Below are 23314 nucleotides of genomic sequence, written 5' to 3'. Positions count from 1 at the left end.
GCATTTACCAAATTTTAAGACTGTTTCGACTGGATTCTCAATGCTTCGCCTCCTGTCTGCTGCCGTGCTCACCGGTGTGATCCTGCTGCCTGCCGCCTGCAGCCGTCTGCCCGGTGGTGCCCCTGCCAGCCGGGAAATCCTGCGTGAGGCCAGCGATGTCGAAGCCGATTTCGAACTCTACCCGGTGACCCGCACCTTCTTGCCAGAGGTTGCCAAATGGCCAGACACCGGCCCCCAGGAGCGACTGTCATGGATTGCTCATAGTCAGGGGCCCAAATCACAATATATCCAGCCTGGAGACCTGATTAATCTGCAGGTTTGGGACAGCAGTGAAAACTCGCTCCTGACTGCGCCGGAACAAAAGGTTGCGCAGCTTCAAGACATCAAAGTCTCAAGCGATGGCACCATTTTCATGCCCTATGTGGGCAAAGTCTCCGTGCGTGGCCTCACCCCGGATCTGGCGCGGGAAAAACTACAACAGGCGCTGGAAGAGATTGTGCCTTCTGCGCAATTGCAGCTCTCTATGGTGGAGGGGCGCAATAATTCGGTGGATCTGGTGTCTGGTGTGGAAAATCCCGGCACCTATCCGATCCCAGACCAGAATTACACTGTGATGGGGCTGATTTCCGCAGGGGGCGGCATCGGCCTGACCCTGGACAACCCACAGATCCGTCTGGTGCGCAGCGGCAAGATCTTTGGCACTTCGGTTGAAAACCTGCTGAATGATCCCGGCCTTGATACCCGCCTGCGCGGCGGCGATCGGGTGTTTGTTGAAGAAGACGAACGTTATTTCCTGTCCTTTGGCGCCACTGGAACCGAAGCCCAGCATATTTTCACCAAAGAGCAGATGTCTGCGATGGATGCAATTTCCGTAGCTGGCGGGCTGTCAGATCGTCAGGCTGATCCCAAAGGCATTCTGATCCTGCGTGAATATCCTCTTTCAGCCCTCACAAAAGGCACCCATGGCCCTGATAAGGAACGGGTGGTCTTCTCTTTAGATCTGACCTCAGCAGATGGGTTGTTTTCAGCCCGTAAGTTCGAAATCCAATCTGAAGATCTGGTGATCGCCACCGAAGCACCGATCAACGATGTGCTTACCGTCTCCTCTGTCTTTGGCAATTTTGTCGGTGTCTTCAACACCGCCAGCAATATCGGCAACTAACGCCTACCCCTCAGTGCTTGTTTCAGACAGTATTGAGGGGATATTTTTCCTTTTTACAAAGGCATTTTATACGTTTTGTGCTGTCTTTACGTAACGGTTTTGGCAGTTTGTTAAACTTTGGGCTTCTAGCTCCAGCCATCACACTTTTACGACGGTTGGAAAAGGAAGCCTCCATGTCCCGTAGTTTTTCCCGCGCCTTGCGCACTGCAGCAGCCACATTTGGCCTGACAGCCCTGACAGTTCTGCCTGCAGCCGCTTCGGAAACAATTCTTCTGGTTCAGGATGCGGCTTATGCGCCCTATATGTCCGCTGAAGGGCGCACCGCAACAGGTATCTGGGCCGATGTCATTAACGAAGCCCTGACCCGGATTGAGGGCGATTATGAGGTTGCTCTGCAAGCGGTGCCATGGTCACGTGCCGTGAATATGGTGGAAAGCGGTCAGGCGCATGGTCTGGTTGGCACCTATTACCGCCCAGACTCCCGCCCCTGGATCGGCACCTATTCGACGGCACCTTTTAGTGAAACCGTCTCTGTCTACTGCCGCCCCGGTGTGGCACAGGCCGACTGGACCTACCCGGATGATTTCAAAGGCCTGACCTTTGGCAACAACGCAGGCTTTGGCACTCCCGGCAAAGCCTTCTTTGATATGGTCGAAGGCGGCCTGATCTCCCTGCAGGATGCGCCAACCACTGAACAAAACCTGCGCAAACTGGCCGGGGGTCGCATTGATTGCTACGTGCAGGAACAGCTGGCCGCTGAAGCCGTGATCAATGCGGGTGGCATTACCGGCATTGAACGGGTGCTTGATACCTCAGAAGAGCCTGCGATGATCGGGTTCCGCGGCACCTGGAGCGGTGATATGGCGGAAAGCTTCACCACCAAGATGGACGCGGCGCTGACAGAAATGGGTGAAGATGGCACCATCGACACCATTATCCAAACAGCTGTAGGTGGCTGATCCCTAGCGGTTGCAAGAGAAGGCAAAAGGGCGCTTTAAAAAGCGCCCTTTTTACAAACAACCTAAGGTAGATTTATTTTGGCCCCTGTGGTAACCAGACTGTTGATCCGGGCAATATGTTCTGGCAGGCAGCGAGTCAGGAAATCATAGTTTTCAACCACATGGGCACGCGCATTGGGGCCCAGATGGGCATAAGATTCGGGGTTTGCCAACACCTCAACCACCTGATCCGCCAAAGCATCCGGGTTGAAAAAATCGACCAACAGACCGGTTTCCCCATGACGGATCGCTTCGCGCACCGGGCCCACATCCGTACCCACCATTGTGGCCCCCATCGACATCGCTTCAAGGCAGGACCAGCTGAGCACAAACGGCATGGTCAGATACATATGGCAGCGACTGATCTGGATGACCTTTTGATATTGATCATAAGGTACTTTGCCAAGGAAATGCACCCGGCTCCAATCCACCCGATCGCCCAGTTCCTCTTCCATTTCACCACGCAAGCCCCCGGGATGTGTGCTGGCCTTGCCATATGAGGCTCCATTGCCGCCAATGATCAACACCCGCGCCTCTGGACGTGCTGCCTGGATCTGCGGCAAAGCCCGCATAAAGACATGAAACCCGCGGGTGCGTTCCAGATTGCGTGCCATGAAGGTCACGATCTCATCCTGGCGTGTCAGAGGTTTCTCTAGCCGGCCAAGGCTGATTTCAACATCTGGATCCGGGGTCAGAAGATCTGTGCGAATACCATCATGACAGCAATAGAATTTCTCGTGGAAATGCGCGGGAAAACTGTCTTGTTGCCACTGTGTTGGCACCACACCCAGATCGACGGCTTCATAATTGGCATTGGGCACCGCATTGCGCGCGCGCAGCAAAAACGGACTATGGGCACTGGGAGGATCTTCCGGGTCAAACCCCACAGGACCACCTGTGTTCAGATAGTAATATTCAAAAAAGCCCAGAACTGGCACATCAGGCAGCACGTCTTTCATGAACAACAATTCACCCCAGCCGGTGTGGCCCAGAATGATATCAGGTTTAAACCCGCCCTTAGCAAGTTTCGCTGCCGCCTGTGCTGCACCAAAGCCATAGCCTGTCGCCTCTTCCCAAACCTTGGAAAGGCCATAGGCGTCTTTTGCCGGGCGATGGTGCGGGTGGTATTGTACAGTCCGCACGCCCTTGATCTTGGGGGCCGGATCACGCTGGGTGAGAAACACCAGTTCATGTCCACCCTGCTCTGCCAGCCACTGCAGCATCTCACGGTATTGGCCGGGCATATTTTGATGCACAAAAAGGATTTTCATGAATATCTTACTCTAAAAGTTTGTTTAGATAGCTGCCATACGCGTTTTTCTTCAGCATCTCCGCCCGTTTGGCAAGATCCTCTGCTGAAATCCACCCCTGCTGATAAGCGATCTCTTCCAGACAGCCAGTTTGCAACCCTTGGCGTTCCTGCAGGGTGCGCACGAAATTGCCTGCGTCCAGCAGGCTTGCGTGGGTGCCCGTGTCCAGCCAGGCATAGCCCCGCCCCATGGTTTCTACGCGCAGCGCGCCTTCATCCAGATAAGTCTGCAACAGATCCGTAATCTCCAGTTCACCGCGGAGCGAGGGTTTTACCGCACGCGCGCGTTCTGGTGCAGATCCGTCCAGAAAATAAAGTCCGGTGACAGCATAGTTTGACGGCGGCACCTCAGGTTTTTCAATAATCTCACGCGCACGTCCCTGTTCATCAAAATCAACCACACCGTAACGTTCAGGATCCGCCACGTGATACCCAAAAACCGTGCCCCCGGTTTTGGTGGCATCCGCAGCTGCCAACAGTTCCGGCAAACCATGACCAAAGAAGATATTATCACCCAGAACCAAAGCCGAAGGCGCACCCGCCAGAAACGTCTCAGCCAGAATGAAAGCCTGCGCCAGACCATCAGGACTGGACTGCACAACATAGGTGAAATCTAATCCCCACTGGCTACCATCCCCAAGTGTGCGCTGGAATTGCGCCTGATCTTGCGGCGTGGTGATGACACAGATCTCACGAATACCAGATAGCATCAGCACGCTGATCGGATAATAGATCATCGGCTTATCATAGATTGGCAACAGCTGTTTTGAGACCCCAGTGGTGATCGGATAAAGCCGCGTGCCAGAGCCGCCTGCCAGAATGATACCTTTGCGCTCCGTCATGTCAGGGTCTCCAAATCCTGTAAAATCTCTTGCAACCCTTTACGCCAATCAGGTTGAGAAAGACCAAAGACAGCCTTGAGGGCCGAACAGTCCAATCTGGAATTCAAAGGTCTCTGTGCCGGGGTTGGATAATCAGTTGTCGGAATGCCTGTAATGGCGCAAGATATATTCGCTTGGCTGAATGTTTCGCGCGCGAAACAGGCCCAACTGGTCTCCGGCGCGCCGGCATAGTGATAGGTCCCGGCCTTGCCCGCATCGCTGCGCAACTGCTCTACAATCTCAATACAGGTTGCGGCAATATCACGCGCAGGTGTAGGCGCGCCGATCTGATCGTCAACAATATTCAACGCATCGCGCTCCGCGCCAAGGCGCAGCATGGTTTTGACAAAATTATTGCCGTGACAGGACACCACCCAAGAGACCCGCAGGATCACACTGCGCCCACCAGCCTTTGTCACCAGCGCCTCTCCGTTGGCTTTAGAGCGCCCATAGGCATTGATGGCCCCCGTTTTATCATCGGGCTGCCAGGGATCTGTGCCGCTGCCATCAAACACATAATCGGTGGACAGCGTGACAAAAGGAATGTCCAGATCCGCGCAGGCTATGGCCATTGCAGCGGGCGCTTCAGCATTGATGCGCGTTGCCAGCATCTCTTCCGCTTCGGCCTGATCAACTGCGGTGTAAGCCGCCGCATTTATCACAGCCTTTGGCGCCTGTTCCTGAATGAAAGCTGCACAGGCTGCAGGATCTGACAGATCGGCCTGATCACGCCCCAGACAGATCACCCCCTCATGGCGCGCAAGCTCCCGTGCAAGCTGCCCGGTTTTGCCAAAGACAAGAATGCTCATGCCCGTCTCGCTTTTCTCCAAAGCACGTAAGCGCCTCCCCAAATCGTAATTTCAGCCACAAAACTCCAATGCAGTATAAAAGACCACGCCCAACTGCTCTGAGTCGCAGGCACCGTTATGAAGTGATAAAGATGATCATTAAACGGCACCGCCCATAAAATGCCACCACTGACCGTATCCAGTAAGAGATGCAATAAAATGGCGGTAAAGAATATCAAAGCAACGCCAAGACAGTGACGCCACCAAAGCGCAATCACCGGTAACAGAATAGCTGCAATACAAGCCCAGAATAGCGGGATGTGCACCCAATACCGATGATGATGGATACGTCCTTCGTCCACGAACAAGAACCAGATCATATCAAAATCCGGCAAGACTGCTCCGATCAAAGCTGCTGCCATACCGTAGCGCATTTGTGGTCCCAAGCGACCCAGAACATAACCTGATGGTAAATGCGCAGTCAGCATCTGGCATTTCTCTTGATCATGCCTTCACACCCAGACGTTCGCCAACACCCTGGCGGTTTTGCAAGGCGCGCCACCAGTTTTCATTCTCAAGATACCAGATGACGGTTTTTTCCAGACCTTCCTCAACAGTTACACTTGGCCGCCAGCCCAGCTCATCGCGCAGACGGCTGGGGTCAATCGCATAGCGCGCATCATGGCCGGGACGGTCGGTGACAAAGGTGATCTGGTCCGCATAAGATTTGCCATCTGTACGCGGGCGTTTGACATCCAGAATAGCGCAGAGCGTTTTCACCAAATCAAGGTTCGACCGCTCATTCTCACCGCCGATATTATAAGTGCGCCCCAGCGCGCCCTTTTGCACCACCAGCAAAAGCGCATCCGCGTGGTCTTCCACATAAAGCCAGTCGCGCACATTCGACCCATCACCGTAGATCGGCAGGTCCTTGCCCGCCAGCGCATTGAGGATCACCACCGGAATCAGTTTTTCCGGGAAATGATAGGGACCATAATTGTTGGAACAATTGGTCACCAGAACTGGCAGACCGTAGGTTTCCGCCCAGGCGCGCACCAGATGGTCGCTGGCGGCCTTACTGGCCGAATAAGGCGAACGCGGATCATAGGCGGTGGTTTCAGTAAACATCACCTCAGGATCATTGGGCAGGCTGCCATAGACCTCATCCGTCGAAATATGATGGAAGCGAAACCCTGCAGGCTTGCCCACCTCAACCCAGTATTTACGTGCTGCCTCCAACATATTGAACGTGCCGGTAATATTGGTCTCAATGAAATCACCCGGCCCATCAATGGAGCGATCCACATGGCTTTCCGCCGCCAGATGCATCACCACATCAGGGGCATGACTGGCAAAGACCTGATCCAGCGCCGCCCGGTTGCGGATATCAGCCTGCACAAAGGTGTAATTAGGGCTGTCAGCCACCGGTGCCAGATTGTCCAGACAGGACGCATAGGTCAGTGCATCCAGATTGATCACCTGATGGCCCGCCTTGATTGCCTGACGCACCACCGCAGACCCAATAAACCCGGCCCCGCCGGTGACAAGAATTTTCATGGCGTCATCATCCTGTAGTCGAGATCACTTTTCCAAAGCCTCTACCACAAGATACACCTGTGTCGACGGGTTTTCATGATCACCTTTGATATGCCTATTCCCAAAGACACGTTGCGCAGTTTTGGCTTTTTCTTGCTGCAAAAGGGTAGAATCTGTTGTGTTGTTATACCCTTTATCCATGGAAGATTTCCGCCTTCCCGATATACAACCAATGAGCCGCCCGTTGAACGCACAAGAATCTGCGCTTTGTGGGCTATGTCAAACAAACGCAACTGCACCTCACTCTCTTTCACGGCAGTCATACTGACCTGCGTGAACAAGATATCTATCACAAGAAGAACTTTGGGAAAGTTTAACGGCTCCGCTTACTTTACCCGATCATATGTATCGAAAAAGATCTGTGCAATTCGGCCGCCGACCTGAGGAACCCTTCAGCAAATCCTCCGGAATGACATCGCCACGCCGCAACCATGTCCATATGCGTGTGCGAATGCCAACCAAAGCGGTCTTGGACCCAGCGCAAAATATGCCGCTTGGCATAGGTGATATCTAGTGCAATCTGCTTTTTAGAGGCAAGCTGCACTAGAAAGTATTGAGCCAGTTTTATTCTTTTGGATCGTTTTGCAGGGCATGAACGATATCATTCCGTTCATCACCCTCCGGTACTCATTAAACGATCAGCCACCTATCAGGAAAAGGTGATGTCGGCAAAGAGAGTGCCGGCTGGGAAAAACGCATCGGTTTGTCCACCGTTGGTCCCCCCCTTGGTCACGGCTTCGATTTTACCGTGCTGGCGTAATATTGGCTTCGCATAAGTTGTTTTAGTCATTTCAAATCCTCATATCGGACACAATGAATTCGTAACTTTACGGTTAACGATCTACTCAAATGCAAGCAATTAAAAAGAGCATCTTTGGATCAGTAAATAAGCTCTGATCGGCGTGATAACTGAACAAACCATCGATGCGCTGCTTTATTAAGCATTCGCTTTCAACGGACACCTGATTGCTATGGTTCATGGTCATGCCCAGACCGCGGCTAGGCTGTGTTTTGAACACGTCTGATCGCGCAACACTCTGCGGCCCTAACCTGTTCGTAAGCTGGCCTGTTCCTCAGACATGCCCCCTCAAATTCTCGATAATAGAATCGGGCGCGTCTTCACAAAAGCCCCAGCTTTTTCGCCCGCGCCAGCAGCATCTTCACAGAGGACGGTTGCCAGCTGCTGCGGCCGCGAGGGGTGCGTTCACGCATGGCTTCCAACCGGTCACAAATCGCCTGCAACGTGATCTCGGGATCCGCGCCTTTGATCGCAGCAACAAGCGCTGGTAGACGATCATCGGTTTCGCGACGTCCAGCGCGCCCAAGCACGGTATCGGGCAAAAACCCGTCGCGCACATAGGCTTTGACAGCGCGCAGCAAGCGGCTTTGACTCCAGCGGCGATCAGGCGGCAAAGGGGCATTGATGATCCGAAGCACATCTTCCCAAGCCATATCCGGGCGCAAGCGGCGCACATGCGGCACCCAGTCCTGCGCCGTCTCGTTCAGGCGTTCCATATATCCATCCAGGCGCGCAAGGCGCACCTTGCGCAGCGCAGCCGGATCCTTCGCGCGCAATCCAGGATTTCCGCCAACACGCCCTCTGGCACGCGCTGAGGCCAGCCCAGCCTTTGTGCGTTCCCGGATCAAAGCGCGCTCGAACTCGGCCGCAGCCCCCAGAACCTGCAGCGTGAACTTGCCCTGAGGCGAACCCGTGTCGATCGGGTCTTGCAGCGAACGAAAGAAAGCGCCCTTGGCCTCCAGCTGGTCAATCACCTCAAGCAAATGCGACAGAGAGCGGGCAAGTCGGTCAATCCGAACGACGACCAGCGTGTCACCTTTGGCAATCCGCTCCAGCACGCGGGCCAGCACCGGGCGGGCGCGATTGCCGCCTGAGGCCTGTTCTTCAAAGATTTTTCCGCAACCCGCAGCTTGAAGGGCCTCAGACTGAGGCAAGGAGGTCTGATCTTCTGTGGAGACGCGCGCATAACCAATGAGAGACATGAGAATGGGTTTTTGTAATTTAAGACATGACCTATAAACGATTGTTTGAAAACGAATGCAAGCGGATGCCAATAAGAAGCGTGGTGCCATATACCCTTGTTTTATAGGGCCCACAGGGGGCTGATGTGATAGCCTCTCCGCCCTATGTGTACGGGCTGCATCATTCACAAGAGGAGAAAGTAAAAGTCCCTTTAGTAATGTGCATAAATTAAATATTATGCACATATGAAGGCACAAGACCTTAAAAAAAATAATGAATTAGAGAGTCCTTTTGCGTTCCCAAATGAGGATAGCGCCCCATCAGAGGGCGACCTCTGGTTCCTGCCCGCTCCCATTGAAGAAGGGGCAGATACGTTGCCACCGGGGCCGCGCGCTGAGCAGCCTCTTGCACAAAACAGTGCTGCATGGGCGCAGGCCGAAGCGGGGCAGGCTGCACATCTGGCGCGGGTTGCTGGGCGATTTGGTGCGCTGGATGATCGGTTGCAGCGCGGCCCGAATGGCTGGCGACACCGGCTGGCGCTGATGGAAGTGGCCGAACTAAGCTGGTATGTGGGGCCGCGGATCAGTCCGGACCGGCTGGCGCTGTGGCTGGCCTTGCGCCTCTCCGCGGCGCAAGACACCCCGCAGACGCTGGCCCGAATGGGGTGGGCGGTGCGCCGCCTGACGGCGGGGGCAGGACCACTGGAGGATTTGGCAACCTTTCTGGACCGGCGCGACCCCGAAGACGCCGTGACCGCAGGCGAGACATTTGCCGGGCGCGCGCAAGCCTGGCGAAAGGCTATGGCGGCGGGCGCCGATCTGCACCCGATCACGCAGGCCTGTATGGGGTTTCACCTGTGGCGGCTGGCAGGCCTTGGCCCCAAAGGCGACAGTGTCGAGGCCGCAGTCACAGCAGTACGAATTGCCGCCAGCGAAGGCCGTGGTGCTCTCTTTACGCCACTGATGCTGGGAGGGGCAGACGCGCTGCGGGCCACGGGCGCACCGCCCGTTCGATTGACGCGGTGGTTAGACAGCATGGAACAGGCGGTGCTGTCTGCGATGCGTCATCTGGAAGAGCTGGAGGCCTGGGAGATGCGGGCTGAGCAGACCCTGAAAAGGACATCAGGGCGCACCCCTCCCGCCTTGCGCGATGTCTTTGTGGAATGGCCTCTGGTCTCTGCGCCGATGGCCCAGACCTTAACTGGGTCAAGCCGCGCCGCCGTGCAACGCAATCTGAACCGGATGGAGGCGGTCGGGCTGATCCGCGAAGTCACCGGCCAAGGGCGGTTTCGAATGTGGACAGCTCGCGTTTAACAAAAGCTGATCGGAGCCATCCAACGCGCGGTTCTTTCAGAAAACTATGGTTGCGTTGCTCCATCTTTGAGCTTCTTTGTCAATGAATGGTGTATTGGCCGCGCGCAACACTAACGCCAAAGAAACGTAAAATAAATTACCTTAGCAGCCTCAATAAAACCGAACGCCCTCTTCAACACAGCTTTAGATGCGCGATTTTATTCTCAACTTCAATCACTGGGTGAACACGCAGACCCAACTTTGCTAGTATTGGGCATGATAAGGACGAGGGCCGGAATATGTGGCTGAAGATCAAAAGAAATATACACGTGAACTGTTGGCCTGGCGCAAGGACTGGGGCAGGTTGCTCGAAATTCTCGCAGATGCGTGCGAAAATGCCAACGGTCCAACAGGCCGGTCTTGCCCCAGCAGCAGCGCAGCCATCAAAGTAAATACAATCACAGATATCCGTCGGAGGATTTAATGTTTGCATTACTCAGCTCATTTCTTGTGAATGTAGATCTGCCTGCAGAACAATGGGTTCAATCATCAGGCGATCTTGCGCGTGAAGCTTATCTGGTGCGTGAAGTCGCCCAGAACACTGAAGCGCTCTGCACCTATCTTAATGATAGAAGTGATGAGTTGGCTGATACCCCGACTGCATTGGTCAAAGTCGGGCGGGTCACCTATCCGGTTGTAAATGCTTTCGCTCAGTTTCAGGCAAGGCCAGGCGGCCAAGACGCCACACAGGGCCTCCAAGCCGCTTTGGGCGAGGCCACCACTGTGTTCGGGCAGGCACTTGCAGAAATGGCCCCCGCCGAGCGCTACGGACCTAATGTTGTGTTCTTGCCTACGGTCAACGGCCAAAGCACTTATCACTACAATCAGGTGCTGACGGTGGGGCAGCCCAATACGATCATATGTGGTGTGGGCATCACCTTGATGGCAGAACAGCCGGATCAGTCATCCATTGTTGTCACAGGTGACAATGTCCATATTCATGGGGTGCACCTGCGGGGCCAGTCCATCACTCAAAACACCTGGCCGGAACGCTGGGAGGGCGAGGGGTATACCGCGCCGACAAAATTTGCCGATGGCTTCCCCTATCGGGGGGCGGGATCTTCAAATGCCAGTGGGTTTGTATTGCGCTCCGACAATATCATTGTGTCGGACACAGATGATCTGGGCGGGGTCCGTGGAGGGTTTCGCCTGTATGGCGCAACAAATGTTCTTCTGTATGGTAACCGGATCGAACGGGCCCACAGTGATTCAATCCATATCACCCATGAATCCTCAAACGTCACGGTGCGGGACAATCTTATTATCAACTCCGGTGATGACTGTATTTCTGTTGTTCCATACAACGCACCCAACGATGGCAACTACAGTGACAGTACCGTCGAAAACGTTCTTGTTGAAAACAATGTGTGCCAAGGCAGTCGCACCCGTGGTCTGACCGCAATCGGAGGACGGAATCTCGTGTTTCGCGACAATCTGATCGAAAGCACCTTGAACACTGGAATTTTGGTGTTTCCGGCGGATGAATACACAGATGAACCCGCGCAGGACATTTCCATCCTGAACAATATCATCAAAGATTCCGCGCGTGCCGAGCGGCTCTCGCACCTGTCCGGGATCGGCCTGATCGGGGGGCAGGAAAACAACATCGTCAACGTACTTGTGGCAGGTAATGAGATCTATGAAGTCGGCCCGCGCGCCTTTGGCTCCATCCGGATAAAACATTCAAATTCCTGTTGCGCCGCAGGTGACACAGTCAGCATCGTTAACAATACCGCCTATGGTCACAATGTGAGCCTGTCCGTTGATGAGGGCTATGACAATTTATATGTTGAAGACACCCTGAACAACGGCCGCGTGGAAGACGGTTTTGGTCTTGAATCACATGCAACAGGCGGAACCTATGCAGGCGTGGTGCCAGAACAGGTGGGCCACATCGGTGATATTCGCATTCTGACATACACCGATCTGTCACAGTGACAACAGCACAGAGAGTGGGGAAACTTACCCGCTCTCTCAGGTGCTCATGGCATAATTCAGACCGCGCCGTTTGGCAAAGCTGCCGACAAACAGACACACCATAATCATGGCTGCAAAGTTGGTATTTGAAAAATAAAGCGTATGCGTGCACAGCACATAACCACCGCCAAACTGCCCATAGACTGCCGCCCATGTGAAATTTTCAGTGCCCTTATGAAAAATGAGACGACTTATAATAGCCAGCCCAGCAATGTAGACCGCAGCGCCAATTGGACCAAAATCAACGTAAGGCATGGTGAAGATAGGGAATTCCCCACCACCACGCAACGTGCTGACCACAGCGAGACGCTCTGACATCACTTGCGCAAAATACTGGTCCGTAAAGGTAAAGTAGGTCGCAAATTTAAACGTGAAGACCCCCAACGTGTGGTCGAATTCATAGTTCAGGGGGATGAAGGAATTGAGGAGGTCGTTGACGAAGTAAAACACCAACTTCTCAAAGGCGATCTCAAGAGCGCTGGCCTGGATATTTGGGTTCGTCAGGCTCTCTCGCAGCACCCATGTGGTCAGGAACAGGCCAATTGCGATCGGCACGTAATGCAGCCCAACAAGCTTTCGATTGATCATGCAGACCGCAAAATAAGTAGACATTAAGAGCTGCAGCAACAATAGCCGCTGTGACATCACAATAGGCAACAACAACAGCGCCACCAGATTAAGAGCAAACGACAGGGCACAGAGCCGTGCAAAGTTTTTCTTCAGGCCACCGGATTTTCGGCCCACAGAAAAAATGACCATGCACATACATCCTGTTGCGGGCAACGAGGCGTAAAACACGCGCATCCCGGTGAACAACGTATTGCTGCGCAGATGATCTCGCAGCAATTGATTGTCCATCTGCGCCATCAGGATGAGATTGTTAAACCCTCCCACCCGTGACGCAGTGACAACCACCCAGAGCATGGTCACAAGGAGAAAAACAGCATTGGTGATGATCGCCGCTTGCGCGGCACTGTTGAGATTGATGTCAAAATCAAACGCCTTGGGCTGCGGCAGACAATAGCCCGTAATCACGCTTGCCAGCACAAAAATCAGAAACGCAATCGTAAGCCAGGCCGCCCCAAGCCAGCCAAAATCGTCCAGATTGAGGCCAGCCTGCTTCGCAATCAGCTGGTAGACGATATCAAAGCTCTCTGGAAAGAGAAACGGCAGGCTCGCCATTGCGACAGTGATGGTCCACATCAGGGTGAGCAAAACCACGGGCGAGATCGGATTTAGCGCTTTTGTCATCTCAAGAACTCCTGCGGCGAAACGGGCGCAAGGCGCGCCCGTTGCCTGCTTTAACGTCTTATGCCGTTTGCTGTTTGGCCGGCTTTGTCGATGCGATGCGGTCATACAGATGTGACCAGTCCTGAATCGCAGGATCCGGCTCACCACGTGCCATTGCTTCGAGCCCATCCAGCGCCTGAGCCATGCTTGCCCGGTCCTGTGGGGCATATCCAACCAAAGTGGGGACTTCCGGGTCACACAGTCGCGCAGGTCCAATCATTGGCAGGCCAAAATAGCGATACATCAGCATACGATTGGAATGGGCTGTCTGATATTCGACGCCCTGTTTGTCCAGATATGGGGCGAGCCCCACATCAGCATGTTTCACCCAGCGTGCGGTCTCCAGAAATGGCTGTTCCCCGTGCAAGACCAGATTGGCGGGCACATGGTCTGGCACATCACGCAACCGCCCAAAAATATGAAACCGCCATGTGGGGCGCAACTCAGCCATCAGCCGGATAGAGTCCATATCGAACTGGGTTGTGCCAGCACAAACCGCTTCCCGGGCCGCGCGCGGGCCATGATCTTTGAACGGATCTTCCATCTCTTGATCAAGAACGGCCTTGGCCACCCCCATAGGATCCCGGCAGACTGTCTCGCAATGGGCAAAACGCGCTGCCAGATGAGGGCTCGCGACGCTGATACGATCAAAAAGCGGCGCATGGTTGATTTCAGCCTCAATGACAAATTTGGGCAAGCCCAAGACAGAAACATCGTCATTCACCCGATAGACCAGCGCCGCCTCTGGCGCAGCTGTACGTGCAATAGGGGCCAGCATCACAGGGGGGCCGCTTTCGATCACAATCAAATCAGCCTCTGCCACAAGCTGAGGCAAGTGCCGCCTCCAATAGGCCGCGAAGGTCTGATGCAAGGGGCGGGCGATTTTATCCAGCAAAGGGGCCTTCAGGCTGAAGGGATGCAAAGGCGAAAAGCCAAACACAGACGTGAGTGTTTCATCATGCACCGTGACACCTGGAGTTGGAGGCTGTTCCAGGGTCAAAAAACGCTTGTCCCCACGCAGTTTGGAGAGCCAGCTGTAGCCCACAGTCACCATCGTCACATGCCAGCCATTGCTGCGCAGATTGTCGCTGAGCCAGAGGATAGAGCCCCGACGTTTTTGCACCGGGAAATGCCCGGTCACAATGACGGCGCGCTTGCCCTGAGATCCGGCAGGTTGCGCAGCATATGTGGTGTTTAAGGCCTGATGATGAGTCATGGAGTGATCTCAACCATCAGATCGCTAAGCCCGCGGCGGGGAGAGGCTGCAACCTCAAAATGCTCTGGCATCTGACCGATACCAATCATCATGATCACCAAATCTGTGTCGGGTATATTGAGCAGGTTCAGCAGTTTTTTATTCTGGCTGCGCCCTGCTGACCAATTCAGCGGAATGGTTCCCAACCCCTTGGCGTGCAGTGCCAGCAGTAACGACATAGAGAACATGCCCCCATCAACAAAGCCCTGGTTACGCTCCCGGCTGTCGCGGAAATTGCTCATGTCAGAGGTTACGATCAAAAGCGTATCAATATCCTTGCCAAAGCCGCTGCTGCCCCCTTGCAGGGTGGACAACTGTTCCTTCAGGGCTTGGTCACGGACTACATAAACGCGCGCACTTTGACGGTTGCAAACCGATGGGGTGGTGCCTGCCATCTCAATAACGTCGCGGATCAGATCGGCATCCACCGCACCAGGCGCAAACATGCGCGTGCTGCGACGCGACCGCATCACGCTTTCCAGATCCCCATGCGCTGCCTTGATCTGACCTTCGCGGGTCAGGGCAATGGTGCCGACGTCCTCAGGCGCAGCGCCTTTAGAAGCAAGACGTTCGAACCCGGCAATATTGGCAGGGGCGTCTTGGCCGCTATGTGCTTCGAAATAGGCCTGAATTGCGCCCCGCGCCATCAAGATAGAGACATGATCTTCGCTCAGGCCCCGATCTTCATAGGCGGTGATCAGTTTTTCAAGCTCGCTCAACGCCTTCAGCCCAAAGAAACTGCGTCGTTCAGGCATCGACAGGCCTTTTTCGATCGAATGCGCTTTTTGCAGCAACCGGCCACGCAGCTGATCATTGTTCAGCTCATACCGCCCGGATTGCGAATGTGCGAAATAGCGGCGGGCATCATAGGCGTTGTCCAGAGTGATATTCACCAGCGCTTTGGCGCGACGTAGCAGGGGCTTCAACATCAGGCTGTCTCCGCGAGCGGGGGCGTATTGCGTTTCAGGAAGTCCTTGGACTGGGCAATCATTGGCCCCATGCCCTTGATACTGTCGGCCGGGTAAGAAAGATCAGACACGGTGTATTTGTCGATCTCTCCAGTGGAATCGTGCAGCAAGTGGCTCAGCCCGGCCAGCCCCATGATCCGCTCAAGCTTCATGCGTTTTTTTGCATCAACATAAGCATAAAGCGGGCGGTTAAAGAGCAATGAGAAAATAATGCCGTGGAAAAAATCGGTGACCACAACCGAAGAGTTGCGGATCAGCCCCAGCCATTCTTGCGGGCCGATATTGATGAACTCTTCATCACAAATCGCATTGCGCGCGCCCACGCCGATCACTTTCAGGCCATTGCGGTCCGCAAATTTGCGGATCTCTGCGCTGTCTTTGGCATTGGGCCAGCCATACAGCGCAAGATATTCGCCTTTGTCATAGGGTTTGGGGTGGGTTTCTGCGTTGAAATTCCAAAGGAATGTCGGATCGCACACGATCGTTGGATCCGTACCGGTGAGCTCTTTGACCATATCGCCCGTATGTGGGTCGCGCACGGCAATCTCATCAAACCGCGCCAGCCACTCTTTGGTTTTCGGATAGCTGCGCAGATCGGTCACCGTTGAAGCGGAGGCTGCAAAAGAACACAAACGGGTTTTTTCGGGCGACAGGAAATCAAAATAAAAGCTGCCATCCAAGGGGCGGATCTGGTCAACCTTCCACACCTCATCCGAGCCGGTGAACACCACGTCATAGCGGCCATCATCCAGAGATTTAAGCGCCTGAGAGCGAAAGATCGGGGGGCCGCTCAGCTCCAGCCGGCTGTGGACAAACTGACGGAACTTCAGGAATTTCCCAATATTGCGGGCAGAACGGCGACGGCCCAGAAATTGAGAACGGAAGTACATTTTCAGCGCTTGTGGCGGCATATAATTGATGACCTCGACGTCATGGCCGAGGCTCTCAAGATAGCGCGACAAAGCATAGCATTGCAGCGTCGCCCCAAAGTTGGGGGTGTTGTGAAATGTGATAATACCAATCTTCATGACAAACCATCGCGTGAATGAGGGGAGGGAGTGTGTGTTTTGAGACCAAAGCCAACCATCCTCTGATATCGCGGCGTGAGACACGCGCAACAGATGGCTTTACCAAGGGCAAAGGTGTGGTTCGGGGCTATAATAAGATGTTTGAGCGCAGAGGTCATCGGTTCAGGGATCCAATGACATTGGAAAAGGCCGTTGGTGCGACCAGCCGAGAGGTCAGCACATAGGCCGCAACGGCAAGCGGCATGATCACCACAAGAGTCATGGCATCAGACCAGTGAAGGTTTGTCTGAACAATATGCTGCAACCAGAACAACGGTCCAAAGGCAATGAGCGCAGCCAGATAGGGACGGGCGAGCGCAGTGAAGGCCTGACGTGGAGCGAGGTCAAAGATTTGAGTGGTCCTGTGCAAAAAGATCCACATGCTTGCATAGGCCGCGATCACATAGCCAAGTGTGACCGCTTCCACCGACACCAGCATGCTGGGCCCTGCCAGCAGCACAGTGATCACCAGCGTTCCCACAACCCGCCAGAAGGCAAGGCCAGCACGACCCACAGCTGTCAGCGCCTGACTTAGGATTGCGCCAGTAGACAGGCTCAAACCCACACAGCACAGGATCTGCAACGTGGGCACAGCATGGCTGGCGTTTTCTGCGCCAATCACCAAGGTTAGAACCGGGGCGGCGACAAGAATCGTACCACAGTAAACAGGCGCAGAGATCAAGCCCGCAATGGTGAGCGCTCTCAACACCATCGCGCCGGGCAGGGTACCATCGCCCTTTTCCGTTGCCTTGGAAAACAACGGCAGCACAAGAAAGCGCACCGGAGCAAGGCACAGCGCATCCAGGATTTGATGGATCCTTTGCGCAATTTGAAACGCCCCTGCCCCTGCCAGACCAAAGGCAAGGCCGACGGAAAACTGCAACAGCGCATGAACGCCCCCGGCCACCAGACCCCGACCCGAAATCGCCGACATCTGCGGCAGATGTGCCCGCATCCTTGCCAGATCAGGTCCTCCTTTGGGCCACCAGCCCGCCAGAAAGACTGAGGCAACGCTGCTGAGCACTGCATTCATGATCGCAAACCACACCATGGCCCAGCCCCCATAGCCTTGCATGGCCAGCACCAGAGCAACCGCCGCTGAGCCCAGCTGAACAGCAAGGGTGCGCAGGGCGATTGCCTTCACCTGCATGTTTTTCTGCAAAAGCCCTTCAGGCACGCTCGACACCCCAAAGGCAATGGGCACGATGAGCATGGCCAGCATCATGTCATCGACAGATGCATCGATAGAAGAAAACCGACCCAGCCCAAGCGCCAGCAGGAAAATCAGCCCACACACCAGAGCAGAGGCCAGCATGGCCAGCCAGAACAGAGCAGTAAAAGCGGGATCATCCTGCTCTACCTCTGCATTGTCCTTTTTGCGCCGCACAACAACCACAACCGACGACAGGATGCCTGATTTATGCAGCACCTGCGCCCAGCGGACGGGCGCATAGGCCATGCCAAAAGCGCCAATCTGTTCAATGGTCAGGAAACGGGCCATCGCAAGGAACACCAGAGCATTGCCGCCAAAACGAGAGAATTGGAGAACAACAGACCAGATGGCGTGACTTTTGAGCGTCTTTTCGGCCATCGTCTTAGGCCCAGACCTTATCCTGCGGTATCCTGTTGGACACGCTGCACAGCCGCGCCAAAGCGATTGCACGCATGTGTTGCACCTCGAGCAATTTCGATTGTGTAGACATTCTCAAGACTTCCAATTTCGGTTCGTAGCGATCCTAGGCGCAGAGGATCAGGCGCAGGTGGGCAGAGAGGTCGCGTATTTATAAAGTTCGATATCAGGGGCGCAGATTTCATTGATCCGGGCCCGCAGATCGGCAGAGATTTCTGAGGGGTTGCTTGCCCCTTTACCGCCAGGGCGCTTGTTGCGTTCCCAGCTGAGCAGGGGTCTGCGGACCAGGTTCCGCAGGGCCTTACGAAAGGCATCACCGCGCTTTAGATCACCGATCAGGGCAAAACGGTCCAGATTGGCCTTGGCAAGAGACATAGCCGCGGCCAGATCCTTAGTGGTGTGCTGAAATGTGCGCGCATAATACAGAAGGTAAGTCGAGCCGTAGCTCTGAGCCATTTCTGTCTCGACAAAAGCTTCAAGCGTATCAGGCCGGTTGGGATCGGGGTGGCGGCGCTGAACATAGTAATAATGTGACATGAAGCGCGACACAGGATCGCGCAGCAAGGTAACAGCCTTGCGGTCCGGATCCAGACCTTCATGCAGGTCTTCGTGATAAGACACATGGGCCGAAATGCATTTAACACCCCGATCCATCAGCTCGCCCAGCATAATTTTGCGGACCTCATGTTCCAGAAGGACTTTTTGCGGCCCCGTTGCATCTGGATGCATAGATTTGAGGATGCGTTCAGACCGGCCAAGATCAATGGTGGACTGTGACGTGGCATAGGCTGCGCGGATCGAAGAGCCAAAGCTGGTGCCGCCACATTTGGGGGCATGGATGTACAGCAGGCGTGGACTCATGAATCGCCTCCAAACAGATCGCGGGTGAAGATTTTTTCTTCGACATCCTTCAATTCATCTGTCAGACGGTTGGCAACGATCAGATCGCAATTGTCTTTGAAATACTGCAGATCCCGCACCACACGAGAGCGGAAAAAGTCTTCGCCTTCCAGCACCGGTTCAAAAACCATCACTTCAACGCCTTTGGCCTTGAGCCGTTTCATGATGCCCTGAATAGAAGACTGGCGGAAGTTATCTGAACCCGCCTTCATCACCAGCCGGTAAATGCCAACAGTGCGCGCGCCAGTCATCAAGATCTGATCCGCCAGATAGTCTTTGCGGGTGCGGTTGGCATCAACGATGGCCCGGATCAGGTTCTGCGGCACATGGCTGTAGTTGGCTAGCAGCTGCTTGGTGTCTTTGGGCAGGCAGTAGCCGCCATACCCAAAGGACGGGTTGTTGTAATGCGTGCCGATCCGGGGATCGAGGCTGACGCCTTCGATGATCTGGCGACTGTCCATACCGCCGGCCATGGCATAACTGTCCAGTTCGTTGAAAAACGCCACGCGCATCGCAAGATAGGTATTGGCAAAAAGCTTGATCGCTTCTGCTTCGTCGAGATCAGTGTATAAAAGCTCCACGTCTTTCTTGACCGCACCTTCTAAAAGAAGGTTGGCAAACACCTCCGCCCGGGCAGAGCGTTCACCGACAATGATCCGCGATGGGTGAAGATTGTCATAAAGCGCGCGACCTTCGCGCAGAAACTCTGGGCTGAAAATCACGTTTTCAGTCTCAAACCGCGCCCGGACCTCTCGCACGAAGCCCACCGGAATGGTGGATTTCACCACAATTGTGGCATCGGGGTTGATCCGGGTGACATTCGCAATCACGGATTCAACACTGGTCGTGTCAAAATAGTTGCTTTTTGGATCATAGTTGGTCGGCGTTGCAACAATCACAAACTCTGCATCGCCAAAAGCCACCTCAGCATCGGTCGTGGCTGCAAGGTCCAGGCTGCGGTTGGCCATGAACCCTTCAAGCTCTGCATCGACAATGGGGCAGATCCGATCATTCACCATCTGAACGCGATCAGAGGATACATCTACGGCAGTAACAGTATGATATTGTGCCAGCAATACGGCATTTGACAGGCCGACATAGCCCAAACCGGCTACAGCAATCTTCATTGAAAAATCTCTCTTGTCGAACTAGTTATTTGTGCTTCTTTGGCGGGTAGCCCGTTGGTAAAAGCGTTAACATGTCCTTACAACAGAATATTGAAGAAAGACATCGTTCACGTAACGGGGTGTCTATTTTTTTGATTATATCCTTCAGGTGGTATAAATTTCAGGCTGTTTCGGAACGCGTTAAACCTCTCGCAGAAAACGGTCTGCGCCGCTCAAACACGGATGTCAGCTCCGATTTTTTGCGCACAGATCTGTGATTGGTCTGATCGTAGAGGAGATGAGAGCCTTGCCTTGCAACGGTGAAATATGTTTGCCCGTCAAAGGTCGCCTGCCCTCAAAAGTGGCGGGTCAGGATTTTGTTGTGTAAAAACCAGAAATGTCAGAAGTTTTCTATTTACTCGTGTGCGTTCATGTTACCAGATGAGCCCGCGATTCCTCGCAGGATTTTAGCGAGAGATTTCTGAGATAGATTTGGGTGTTTGGATGCGTATTGTACATGTTCTCACGCGTTTGCTGCGTGCTGGTTCTGAGGAAAACACGATTTCCAGCTGTATATGGCAAGCGAAACACGGCCACGATGTCATCGTCGTCCATGGCCCTGATCCAGATCCGTACTGGCAAAAGAATTTTGGTGATCAAGTGAGCTTTGTTGAGGTGCCAGATCTGGTCCACCCCATCCATCCGCTTAAAGATCTAAAAGCCATTCGCGCCATGCGGGAGCTGTTCCGCGGTTTGGAACCTGATGTCATACACACGCATCAAAGCAAAGCGGGCATCATAGGCCGTTTTGCCGCCAAGGTGGTGCCCGATGCGCTGGTGGTGCATGGCATTCACATCGTTGCCTTTGAACAGGTCGGCCAGTTGAAAAAGAACATCTATATCGCTGCTGAAAAGCTTGCGGCGCGGTATACGGATCTCTTTATTGCTGTGTCGCGCAGTGTGGGCCAAGCCTATATTGATGAGGGCATCTGCAAGCATGTAGAGCCTGTTTATTCTGGCATGCCGCTCGAAAACTTCCGCAATGCACAGCCCCCAGAAGACTGGCCCGAGCTGCTTGGCGTCCCTGCGGATACCACAGAAGCGGCGCGCCCCAAGGTGATCTTGATGGTGGCCGCTTATGAGACACGCAAACGCCACCGCGCGTTTTTACAGGCGCTCAAACCGGTGCTGGCCGAGACCCCGAACGTGCAGATCCTCTTTGCGGGGCGCGGCCCGGTTGAGGATGACGTACGCGCGGCCGTGCGCGAATTTGAACTGCAGGATCACGTAACACTCTGCGGGTTTCGCAACGACCCATATGCGCTGATGGCGCTGGCAGATGTCTGTGTTCTGACGTCTGAACGCGAGGGGCTGCCGCGTGTTGTGGTGCAATATGTGGCCACAGGAACGCCTGTTGTCGTCTCTGACCTGCCAGGCCTTGAGGAAATCGTCAAAGACGGGGTGAACGGTCTGGTGACAGACGCGCATGATCTGTCTGATACGGCGGATAAGCTCAAACAGCTTTTGAACAACCCTGATCAACTGGCCAAGCTGGCAGAAGGCGCCAAGGCAACCGATGTGTCTGAATGGGAGCTCGAACGGCTGGGGCAGCGCACGACGGCTCTATACGAGCAAACCCGCGCGCATCTGTCACAAAAAGGGGCCGGAACGGCGCCCAAGCTTACCTGATTGAGACATCATGTTTATTCACGTTAACGGTCGTTTTCTGGTTCAACCCATTTCTGGGGTGCAGCGCTATGCGCGTGAACTGCTGACTGGATTGGATGCACTGCTGTCTGAAGATCCCGCACTTGCAGAGGCTCTGGGCCCCATTCACGTCTGGTATCCTGCAGATGCAACCCTGATCGAGCCACCGCAGTGGAAGGTGCTGAAAATCACCCCCTTAGACGGGTTCAAAGGGCATGCCTGGGAGCAGATCACCCTTGCGCGCAAGGCCGCAGGAGACTGTTTTTTGATCAACCTTTGCGGTGCTGGCCCCTTGATGGTCGCAAAGCAACTGCTGGTCATTCATGATGCCAATATCTGGACCTTTCCAGAGGCCTTCTCCAAATCCTACCGTCTGTTTCACAAAACGATGCGCCGCCTTTTGGTGCGGCGCGTGTCGCACTTGGGCACGGTCAGCCGGTTTTCTGCCACAGAGCTTGCAGGCTATCTTTTCACCTCCGCTGAACGATTTGAGGTGATATACAACAGCGCCGAACATATGCTCCATTCAGACACGACAGAGCCTGATGAAGCGGTGCTCGCACGCTTTAATCTTGAAGCAGGTCAGTATTTCTTTGCGGCTGGGAACCAGAGCCCAAACAAAAACATTGCGCGCCTGATCAAAGCGATGACACAGCTGGAAGACGGCGCTCTCCCACTCGCCGTTGCGGGTGGTTTTGCGCCCGGAGTGACACAAAGCACTCTGGAACACAGTGCCCAAACGCGCCTGTTGGGTCGCGTCAGTGACGCAGAATTGCGCACACTTTATGCCAATGCCGCGGCCTTTGTCTGGCCCTCTTTATACGAAGGCTTCGGCATTCCGCCACTCGAAGCGATGATGCTCGGCACGCCGGTGCTGTCCTCTGACAGCACCGCAATGCCAGAGGTTCTGGGCGATGCCGTCACTTATTTCGATCCTAAAGATGTAGACAGTATCGCAGCCGCCCTGAGAACATTTCAAACCCAATCGCCCGAGGCGTTACAGCAGATGAAAGCAGCAAGCATCGCGCGTGCTGAAACCTATTCCTGGCGCAAAAGCGCACAGCAGGTTCTGGCCATTCTGACAGAGGCTAAAAGTTCCAATTAAGCCTGTACAACAGGTGTCTCGCTGCGGGATGAGGCAAAGGCAGAAATTTTCCTGTTAAAAGTTACCAAAGGCTTTACAAGTGGCGACATTCAAATCGCTTGATGTGTGTTGGGGCATTATACACAAACTGTAGTCCTGTTGAGATGAGTGTTTAAGTACCATGACAAAATACATTGCGTTGACGTACCGGCAGACCGGTGCTTTGCGGGGCATTTCAGGCCAGGTCAGTTTCACCCCGCAAA

21 protein-coding genes are annotated in these 23314 nt (G+C 54.3%); 6 read left to right on the top strand and 15 right to left on the bottom strand.

Annotated features, from left to right (window positions below; genetic code table 11):
* Nucleotides 1-40 precede the first annotated feature (40 nt).
* Both BLP79_RS16790 and BLP79_RS16785 read left to right on the top strand, forming a co-directional pair.
* Nucleotides 41-1162, top strand: coding sequence for a polysaccharide biosynthesis/export family protein (locus tag BLP79_RS16790; RefSeq protein ID WP_090220854.1), 1122 nt, complete (start codon nucleotides 41-43; stop codon nucleotides 1160-1162).
* Between the two features lie 173 nt (nucleotides 1163-1335).
* Entirely contained in the window at nucleotides 1336-2121 is a 786-nt protein-coding gene (locus BLP79_RS16785; RefSeq protein WP_090220853.1) for a substrate-binding periplasmic protein, read from the top strand.
* A 62-nt stretch (nucleotides 2122-2183) separates the two neighbouring features.
* On the opposite strand, the gene BLP79_RS16780 is transcribed toward BLP79_RS16785, so the two are convergent.
* The 8 genes from BLP79_RS16780 to BLP79_RS16750 form a co-directional block, all read right to left on the bottom strand.
* Nucleotides 2184-3431, bottom strand: a complete 1248-nt coding sequence (locus BLP79_RS16780; RefSeq protein ID WP_090220852.1) for a glycosyltransferase family 4 protein — start codon at nucleotides 3429-3431, stop codon at nucleotides 2184-2186.
* 7 nt (nucleotides 3432-3438) lie between these two features.
* Nucleotides 3439-4311: a glucose-1-phosphate thymidylyltransferase RfbA gene (gene rfbA, locus BLP79_RS16775; RefSeq protein ID WP_090220851.1), complete on the bottom strand. Its 873-nt coding sequence runs from the start codon at nucleotides 4309-4311 to the stop codon at nucleotides 3439-3441.
* Entirely contained in the window at nucleotides 4308-5159 is an 852-nt protein-coding gene (gene rfbD, locus BLP79_RS16770; RefSeq protein WP_090220850.1) for a dTDP-4-dehydrorhamnose reductase, read from the bottom strand. The genes rfbA and rfbD overlap by 4 nt, the downstream gene beginning before the upstream one ends.
* Nucleotides 5156-5626: a metal-dependent hydrolase gene (locus tag BLP79_RS16765; protein ID WP_090220849.1), complete on the bottom strand. Its 471-nt coding sequence runs from the start codon at nucleotides 5624-5626 to the stop codon at nucleotides 5156-5158. The genes rfbD and BLP79_RS16765 overlap by 4 nt, the downstream gene beginning before the upstream one ends.
* Before the next feature lie 16 nt (nucleotides 5627-5642).
* A complete protein-coding gene (rfbB, locus tag BLP79_RS16760) occupies nucleotides 5643-6695 on the bottom strand; it encodes a dTDP-glucose 4,6-dehydratase (RefSeq protein WP_090220848.1) in 1053 nt (350 codons plus the stop codon).
* A 24-nt stretch (nucleotides 6696-6719) separates the two neighbouring features.
* Nucleotides 6720-6875 carry a hypothetical protein gene (locus tag BLP79_RS19745; protein ID WP_157843998.1) on the bottom strand — a complete coding sequence of 52 codons (156 nt, stop codon included), beginning with the start codon at nucleotides 6873-6875 and terminating at the stop codon, nucleotides 6720-6722.
* A 508-nt stretch (nucleotides 6876-7383) separates the two neighbouring features.
* Nucleotides 7384-7524: a putative RiPP precursor gene (locus BLP79_RS19555; protein ID WP_139163230.1), complete on the bottom strand. Its 141-nt coding sequence runs from the start codon at nucleotides 7522-7524 to the stop codon at nucleotides 7384-7386.
* A 329-nt stretch (nucleotides 7525-7853) separates the two neighbouring features.
* The gene (locus tag BLP79_RS16750) at nucleotides 7854-8735 is read right to left on the bottom strand and encodes a recombinase family protein (RefSeq protein WP_090220846.1); all 882 of its coding nucleotides are present in this window, start codon (nucleotides 8733-8735) and stop codon (nucleotides 7854-7856) included.
* Nucleotides 8736-8960: 225 nt separating this feature from the next.
* Between BLP79_RS16750 and BLP79_RS16745 the strand changes: the two genes are divergently transcribed.
* A complete protein-coding gene (locus BLP79_RS16745) occupies nucleotides 8961-10028 on the top strand; it encodes a helix-turn-helix domain-containing protein (protein ID WP_090220845.1) in 1068 nt (355 codons plus the stop codon).
* 462 nt (nucleotides 10029-10490) lie between these two features.
* Entirely contained in the window at nucleotides 10491-12005 is a 1515-nt protein-coding gene (locus BLP79_RS16735) for a right-handed parallel beta-helix repeat-containing protein (RefSeq protein ID WP_090220843.1), read from the top strand.
* 36 nt (nucleotides 12006-12041) lie between these two features.
* On the opposite strand, the gene BLP79_RS16730 is transcribed toward BLP79_RS16735, so the two are convergent.
* The 7 genes from BLP79_RS16730 to BLP79_RS16700 form a co-directional block, all read right to left on the bottom strand.
* Entirely contained in the window at nucleotides 12042-13295 is a 1254-nt protein-coding gene (locus BLP79_RS16730) for an oligosaccharide repeat unit polymerase (RefSeq protein WP_090220842.1), read from the bottom strand.
* Between the two features lie 58 nt (nucleotides 13296-13353).
* Nucleotides 13354-14550 (bottom strand): GumK N-terminal domain-containing glycosyltransferase, encoded by a 1197-nt coding sequence (locus BLP79_RS19740; protein ID WP_090220841.1) that lies wholly within the window; start codon nucleotides 14548-14550, stop codon nucleotides 13354-13356.
* Nucleotides 14547-15518 carry a nitroreductase family protein gene (locus BLP79_RS16720; protein ID WP_090220840.1) on the bottom strand — a complete coding sequence of 324 codons (972 nt, stop codon included), beginning with the start codon at nucleotides 15516-15518 and terminating at the stop codon, nucleotides 14547-14549. Before BLP79_RS16720 ends, BLP79_RS19740 begins: the two co-directional genes overlap by 4 nt.
* Nucleotides 15518-16585 (bottom strand): polysaccharide pyruvyl transferase family protein, encoded by a 1068-nt coding sequence (locus tag BLP79_RS16715; RefSeq protein ID WP_090220839.1) that lies wholly within the window; start codon nucleotides 16583-16585, stop codon nucleotides 15518-15520. Before BLP79_RS16715 ends, BLP79_RS16720 begins: the two co-directional genes overlap by 1 nt.
* Nucleotides 16586-16739: 154 nt before the next feature.
* On the bottom strand, nucleotides 16740-18215 hold the full coding sequence (locus BLP79_RS16710; protein ID WP_090220838.1) for an oligosaccharide flippase family protein: 1476 nt from the start codon (nucleotides 18213-18215) through the stop codon (nucleotides 16740-16742).
* A 159-nt stretch (nucleotides 18216-18374) separates the two neighbouring features.
* Complete coding sequence (locus BLP79_RS16705) at nucleotides 18375-19115, bottom strand: sulfotransferase domain-containing protein (protein ID WP_090220837.1); 741 nt, start codon at nucleotides 19113-19115, stop codon at nucleotides 18375-18377.
* Nucleotides 19112-20281 carry a nucleotide sugar dehydrogenase gene (locus tag BLP79_RS16700; protein WP_090220836.1) on the bottom strand — a complete coding sequence of 390 codons (1170 nt, stop codon included), beginning with the start codon at nucleotides 20279-20281 and terminating at the stop codon, nucleotides 19112-19114. Before BLP79_RS16700 ends, BLP79_RS16705 begins: the two co-directional genes overlap by 4 nt.
* Before the next feature lie 483 nt (nucleotides 20282-20764).
* On the opposite strand from BLP79_RS16700, the gene BLP79_RS16690 reads away from it, so the two are divergent.
* Together BLP79_RS16690 and BLP79_RS16685 are read left to right on the top strand one after the other, a co-directional pair.
* Nucleotides 20765-21949: a glycosyltransferase gene (locus BLP79_RS16690; protein ID WP_139163228.1), complete on the top strand. Its 1185-nt coding sequence runs from the start codon at nucleotides 20765-20767 to the stop codon at nucleotides 21947-21949.
* Between the two features lie 10 nt (nucleotides 21950-21959).
* Nucleotides 21960-23072: a glycosyltransferase family 4 protein gene (locus BLP79_RS16685; protein WP_090220833.1), complete on the top strand. Its 1113-nt coding sequence runs from the start codon at nucleotides 21960-21962 to the stop codon at nucleotides 23070-23072.
* The last annotated feature ends 242 nt before the right edge of the window (nucleotides 23073-23314 follow it).

Origin of the sequence: Epibacterium ulvae, assembly GCF_900102795.1 — a bacterium.
Classification (GTDB): domain Bacteria; phylum Pseudomonadota; class Alphaproteobacteria; order Rhodobacterales; family Rhodobacteraceae; genus Epibacterium; species Epibacterium ulvae.
The sequence above is the reverse complement of the archived record's forward strand: the minus strand, read 5'-3'. Positions and strand labels throughout refer to the sequence as shown.

Bases quoted from the DNA above. Each gene is read 5' to 3' on its own strand.
- BLP79_RS19555 (WP_139163230.1), bottom strand. From the start codon at position 7,524: ATGACTAAAACAACTTATGCGAAGCCAATATTACGCCAGCACGGTAAA.
- BLP79_RS16690 (WP_139163228.1), top strand. From the start codon at position 20,765: ATGCGTATTGTACATGTTCTCACGCGTTTGCTGCGTGCTGGTTCTGAG.
- BLP79_RS19745 (WP_157843998.1), bottom strand. From the start codon at position 6,875: ATGGATAAAGGGTATAACAACACAACAGATTCTACCCTTTTGCAGCAA.
- BLP79_RS16780 (WP_090220852.1), bottom strand. From the start codon at position 3,431: ATGAAAATCCTTTTTGTGCATCAAAATATGCCCGGCCAATACCGTGAG.
- BLP79_RS16745 (WP_090220845.1), top strand. From the start codon at position 8,961: ATGAAGGCACAAGACCTTAAAAAAAATAATGAATTAGAGAGTCCTTTT.
- BLP79_RS16700 (WP_090220836.1), bottom strand. From the start codon at position 20,281: ATGAAGATTGCTGTAGCCGGTTTGGGCTATGTCGGCCTGTCAAATGCC.
- BLP79_RS19740 (WP_090220841.1), bottom strand. From the start codon at position 14,550: ATGACTCATCATCAGGCCTTAAACACCACATATGCTGCGCAACCTGCC.
- BLP79_RS16730 (WP_090220842.1), bottom strand. From the start codon at position 13,295: ATGACAAAAGCGCTAAATCCGATCTCGCCCGTGGTTTTGCTCACCCTG.
- BLP79_RS16735 (WP_090220843.1), top strand. From the start codon at position 10,491: ATGTTTGCATTACTCAGCTCATTTCTTGTGAATGTAGATCTGCCTGCA.
- rfbB (WP_090220848.1), bottom strand. From the start codon at position 6,695: ATGAAAATTCTTGTCACCGGCGGGGCCGGGTTTATTGGGTCTGCGGTG.
- BLP79_RS16705 (WP_090220837.1), bottom strand. From the start codon at position 19,115: ATGAGTCCACGCCTGCTGTACATCCATGCCCCCAAATGTGGCGGCACC.
- BLP79_RS16685 (WP_090220833.1), top strand. From the start codon at position 21,960: ATGTTTATTCACGTTAACGGTCGTTTTCTGGTTCAACCCATTTCTGGG.
- BLP79_RS16710 (WP_090220838.1), bottom strand. From the start codon at position 18,215: ATGGCCGAAAAGACGCTCAAAAGTCACGCCATCTGGTCTGTTGTTCTC.
- BLP79_RS16785 (WP_090220853.1), top strand. From the start codon at position 1,336: ATGTCCCGTAGTTTTTCCCGCGCCTTGCGCACTGCAGCAGCCACATTT.
- rfbD (WP_090220850.1), bottom strand. From the start codon at position 5,159: ATGAGCATTCTTGTCTTTGGCAAAACCGGGCAGCTTGCACGGGAGCTT.
- BLP79_RS16720 (WP_090220840.1), bottom strand. From the start codon at position 15,518: ATGTTGAAGCCCCTGCTACGTCGCGCCAAAGCGCTGGTGAATATCACT.
- BLP79_RS16750 (WP_090220846.1), bottom strand. From the start codon at position 8,735: ATGTCTCTCATTGGTTATGCGCGCGTCTCCACAGAAGATCAGACCTCC.
- BLP79_RS16765 (WP_090220849.1), bottom strand. From the start codon at position 5,626: ATGCTGACTGCGCATTTACCATCAGGTTATGTTCTGGGTCGCTTGGGA.
- BLP79_RS16790 (WP_090220854.1), top strand. From the start codon at position 41: ATGCTTCGCCTCCTGTCTGCTGCCGTGCTCACCGGTGTGATCCTGCTG.
- rfbA (WP_090220851.1), bottom strand. From the start codon at position 4,311: ATGACGGAGCGCAAAGGTATCATTCTGGCAGGCGGCTCTGGCACGCGG.
- BLP79_RS16715 (WP_090220839.1), bottom strand. From the start codon at position 16,585: ATGAAGATTGGTATTATCACATTTCACAACACCCCCAACTTTGGGGCG.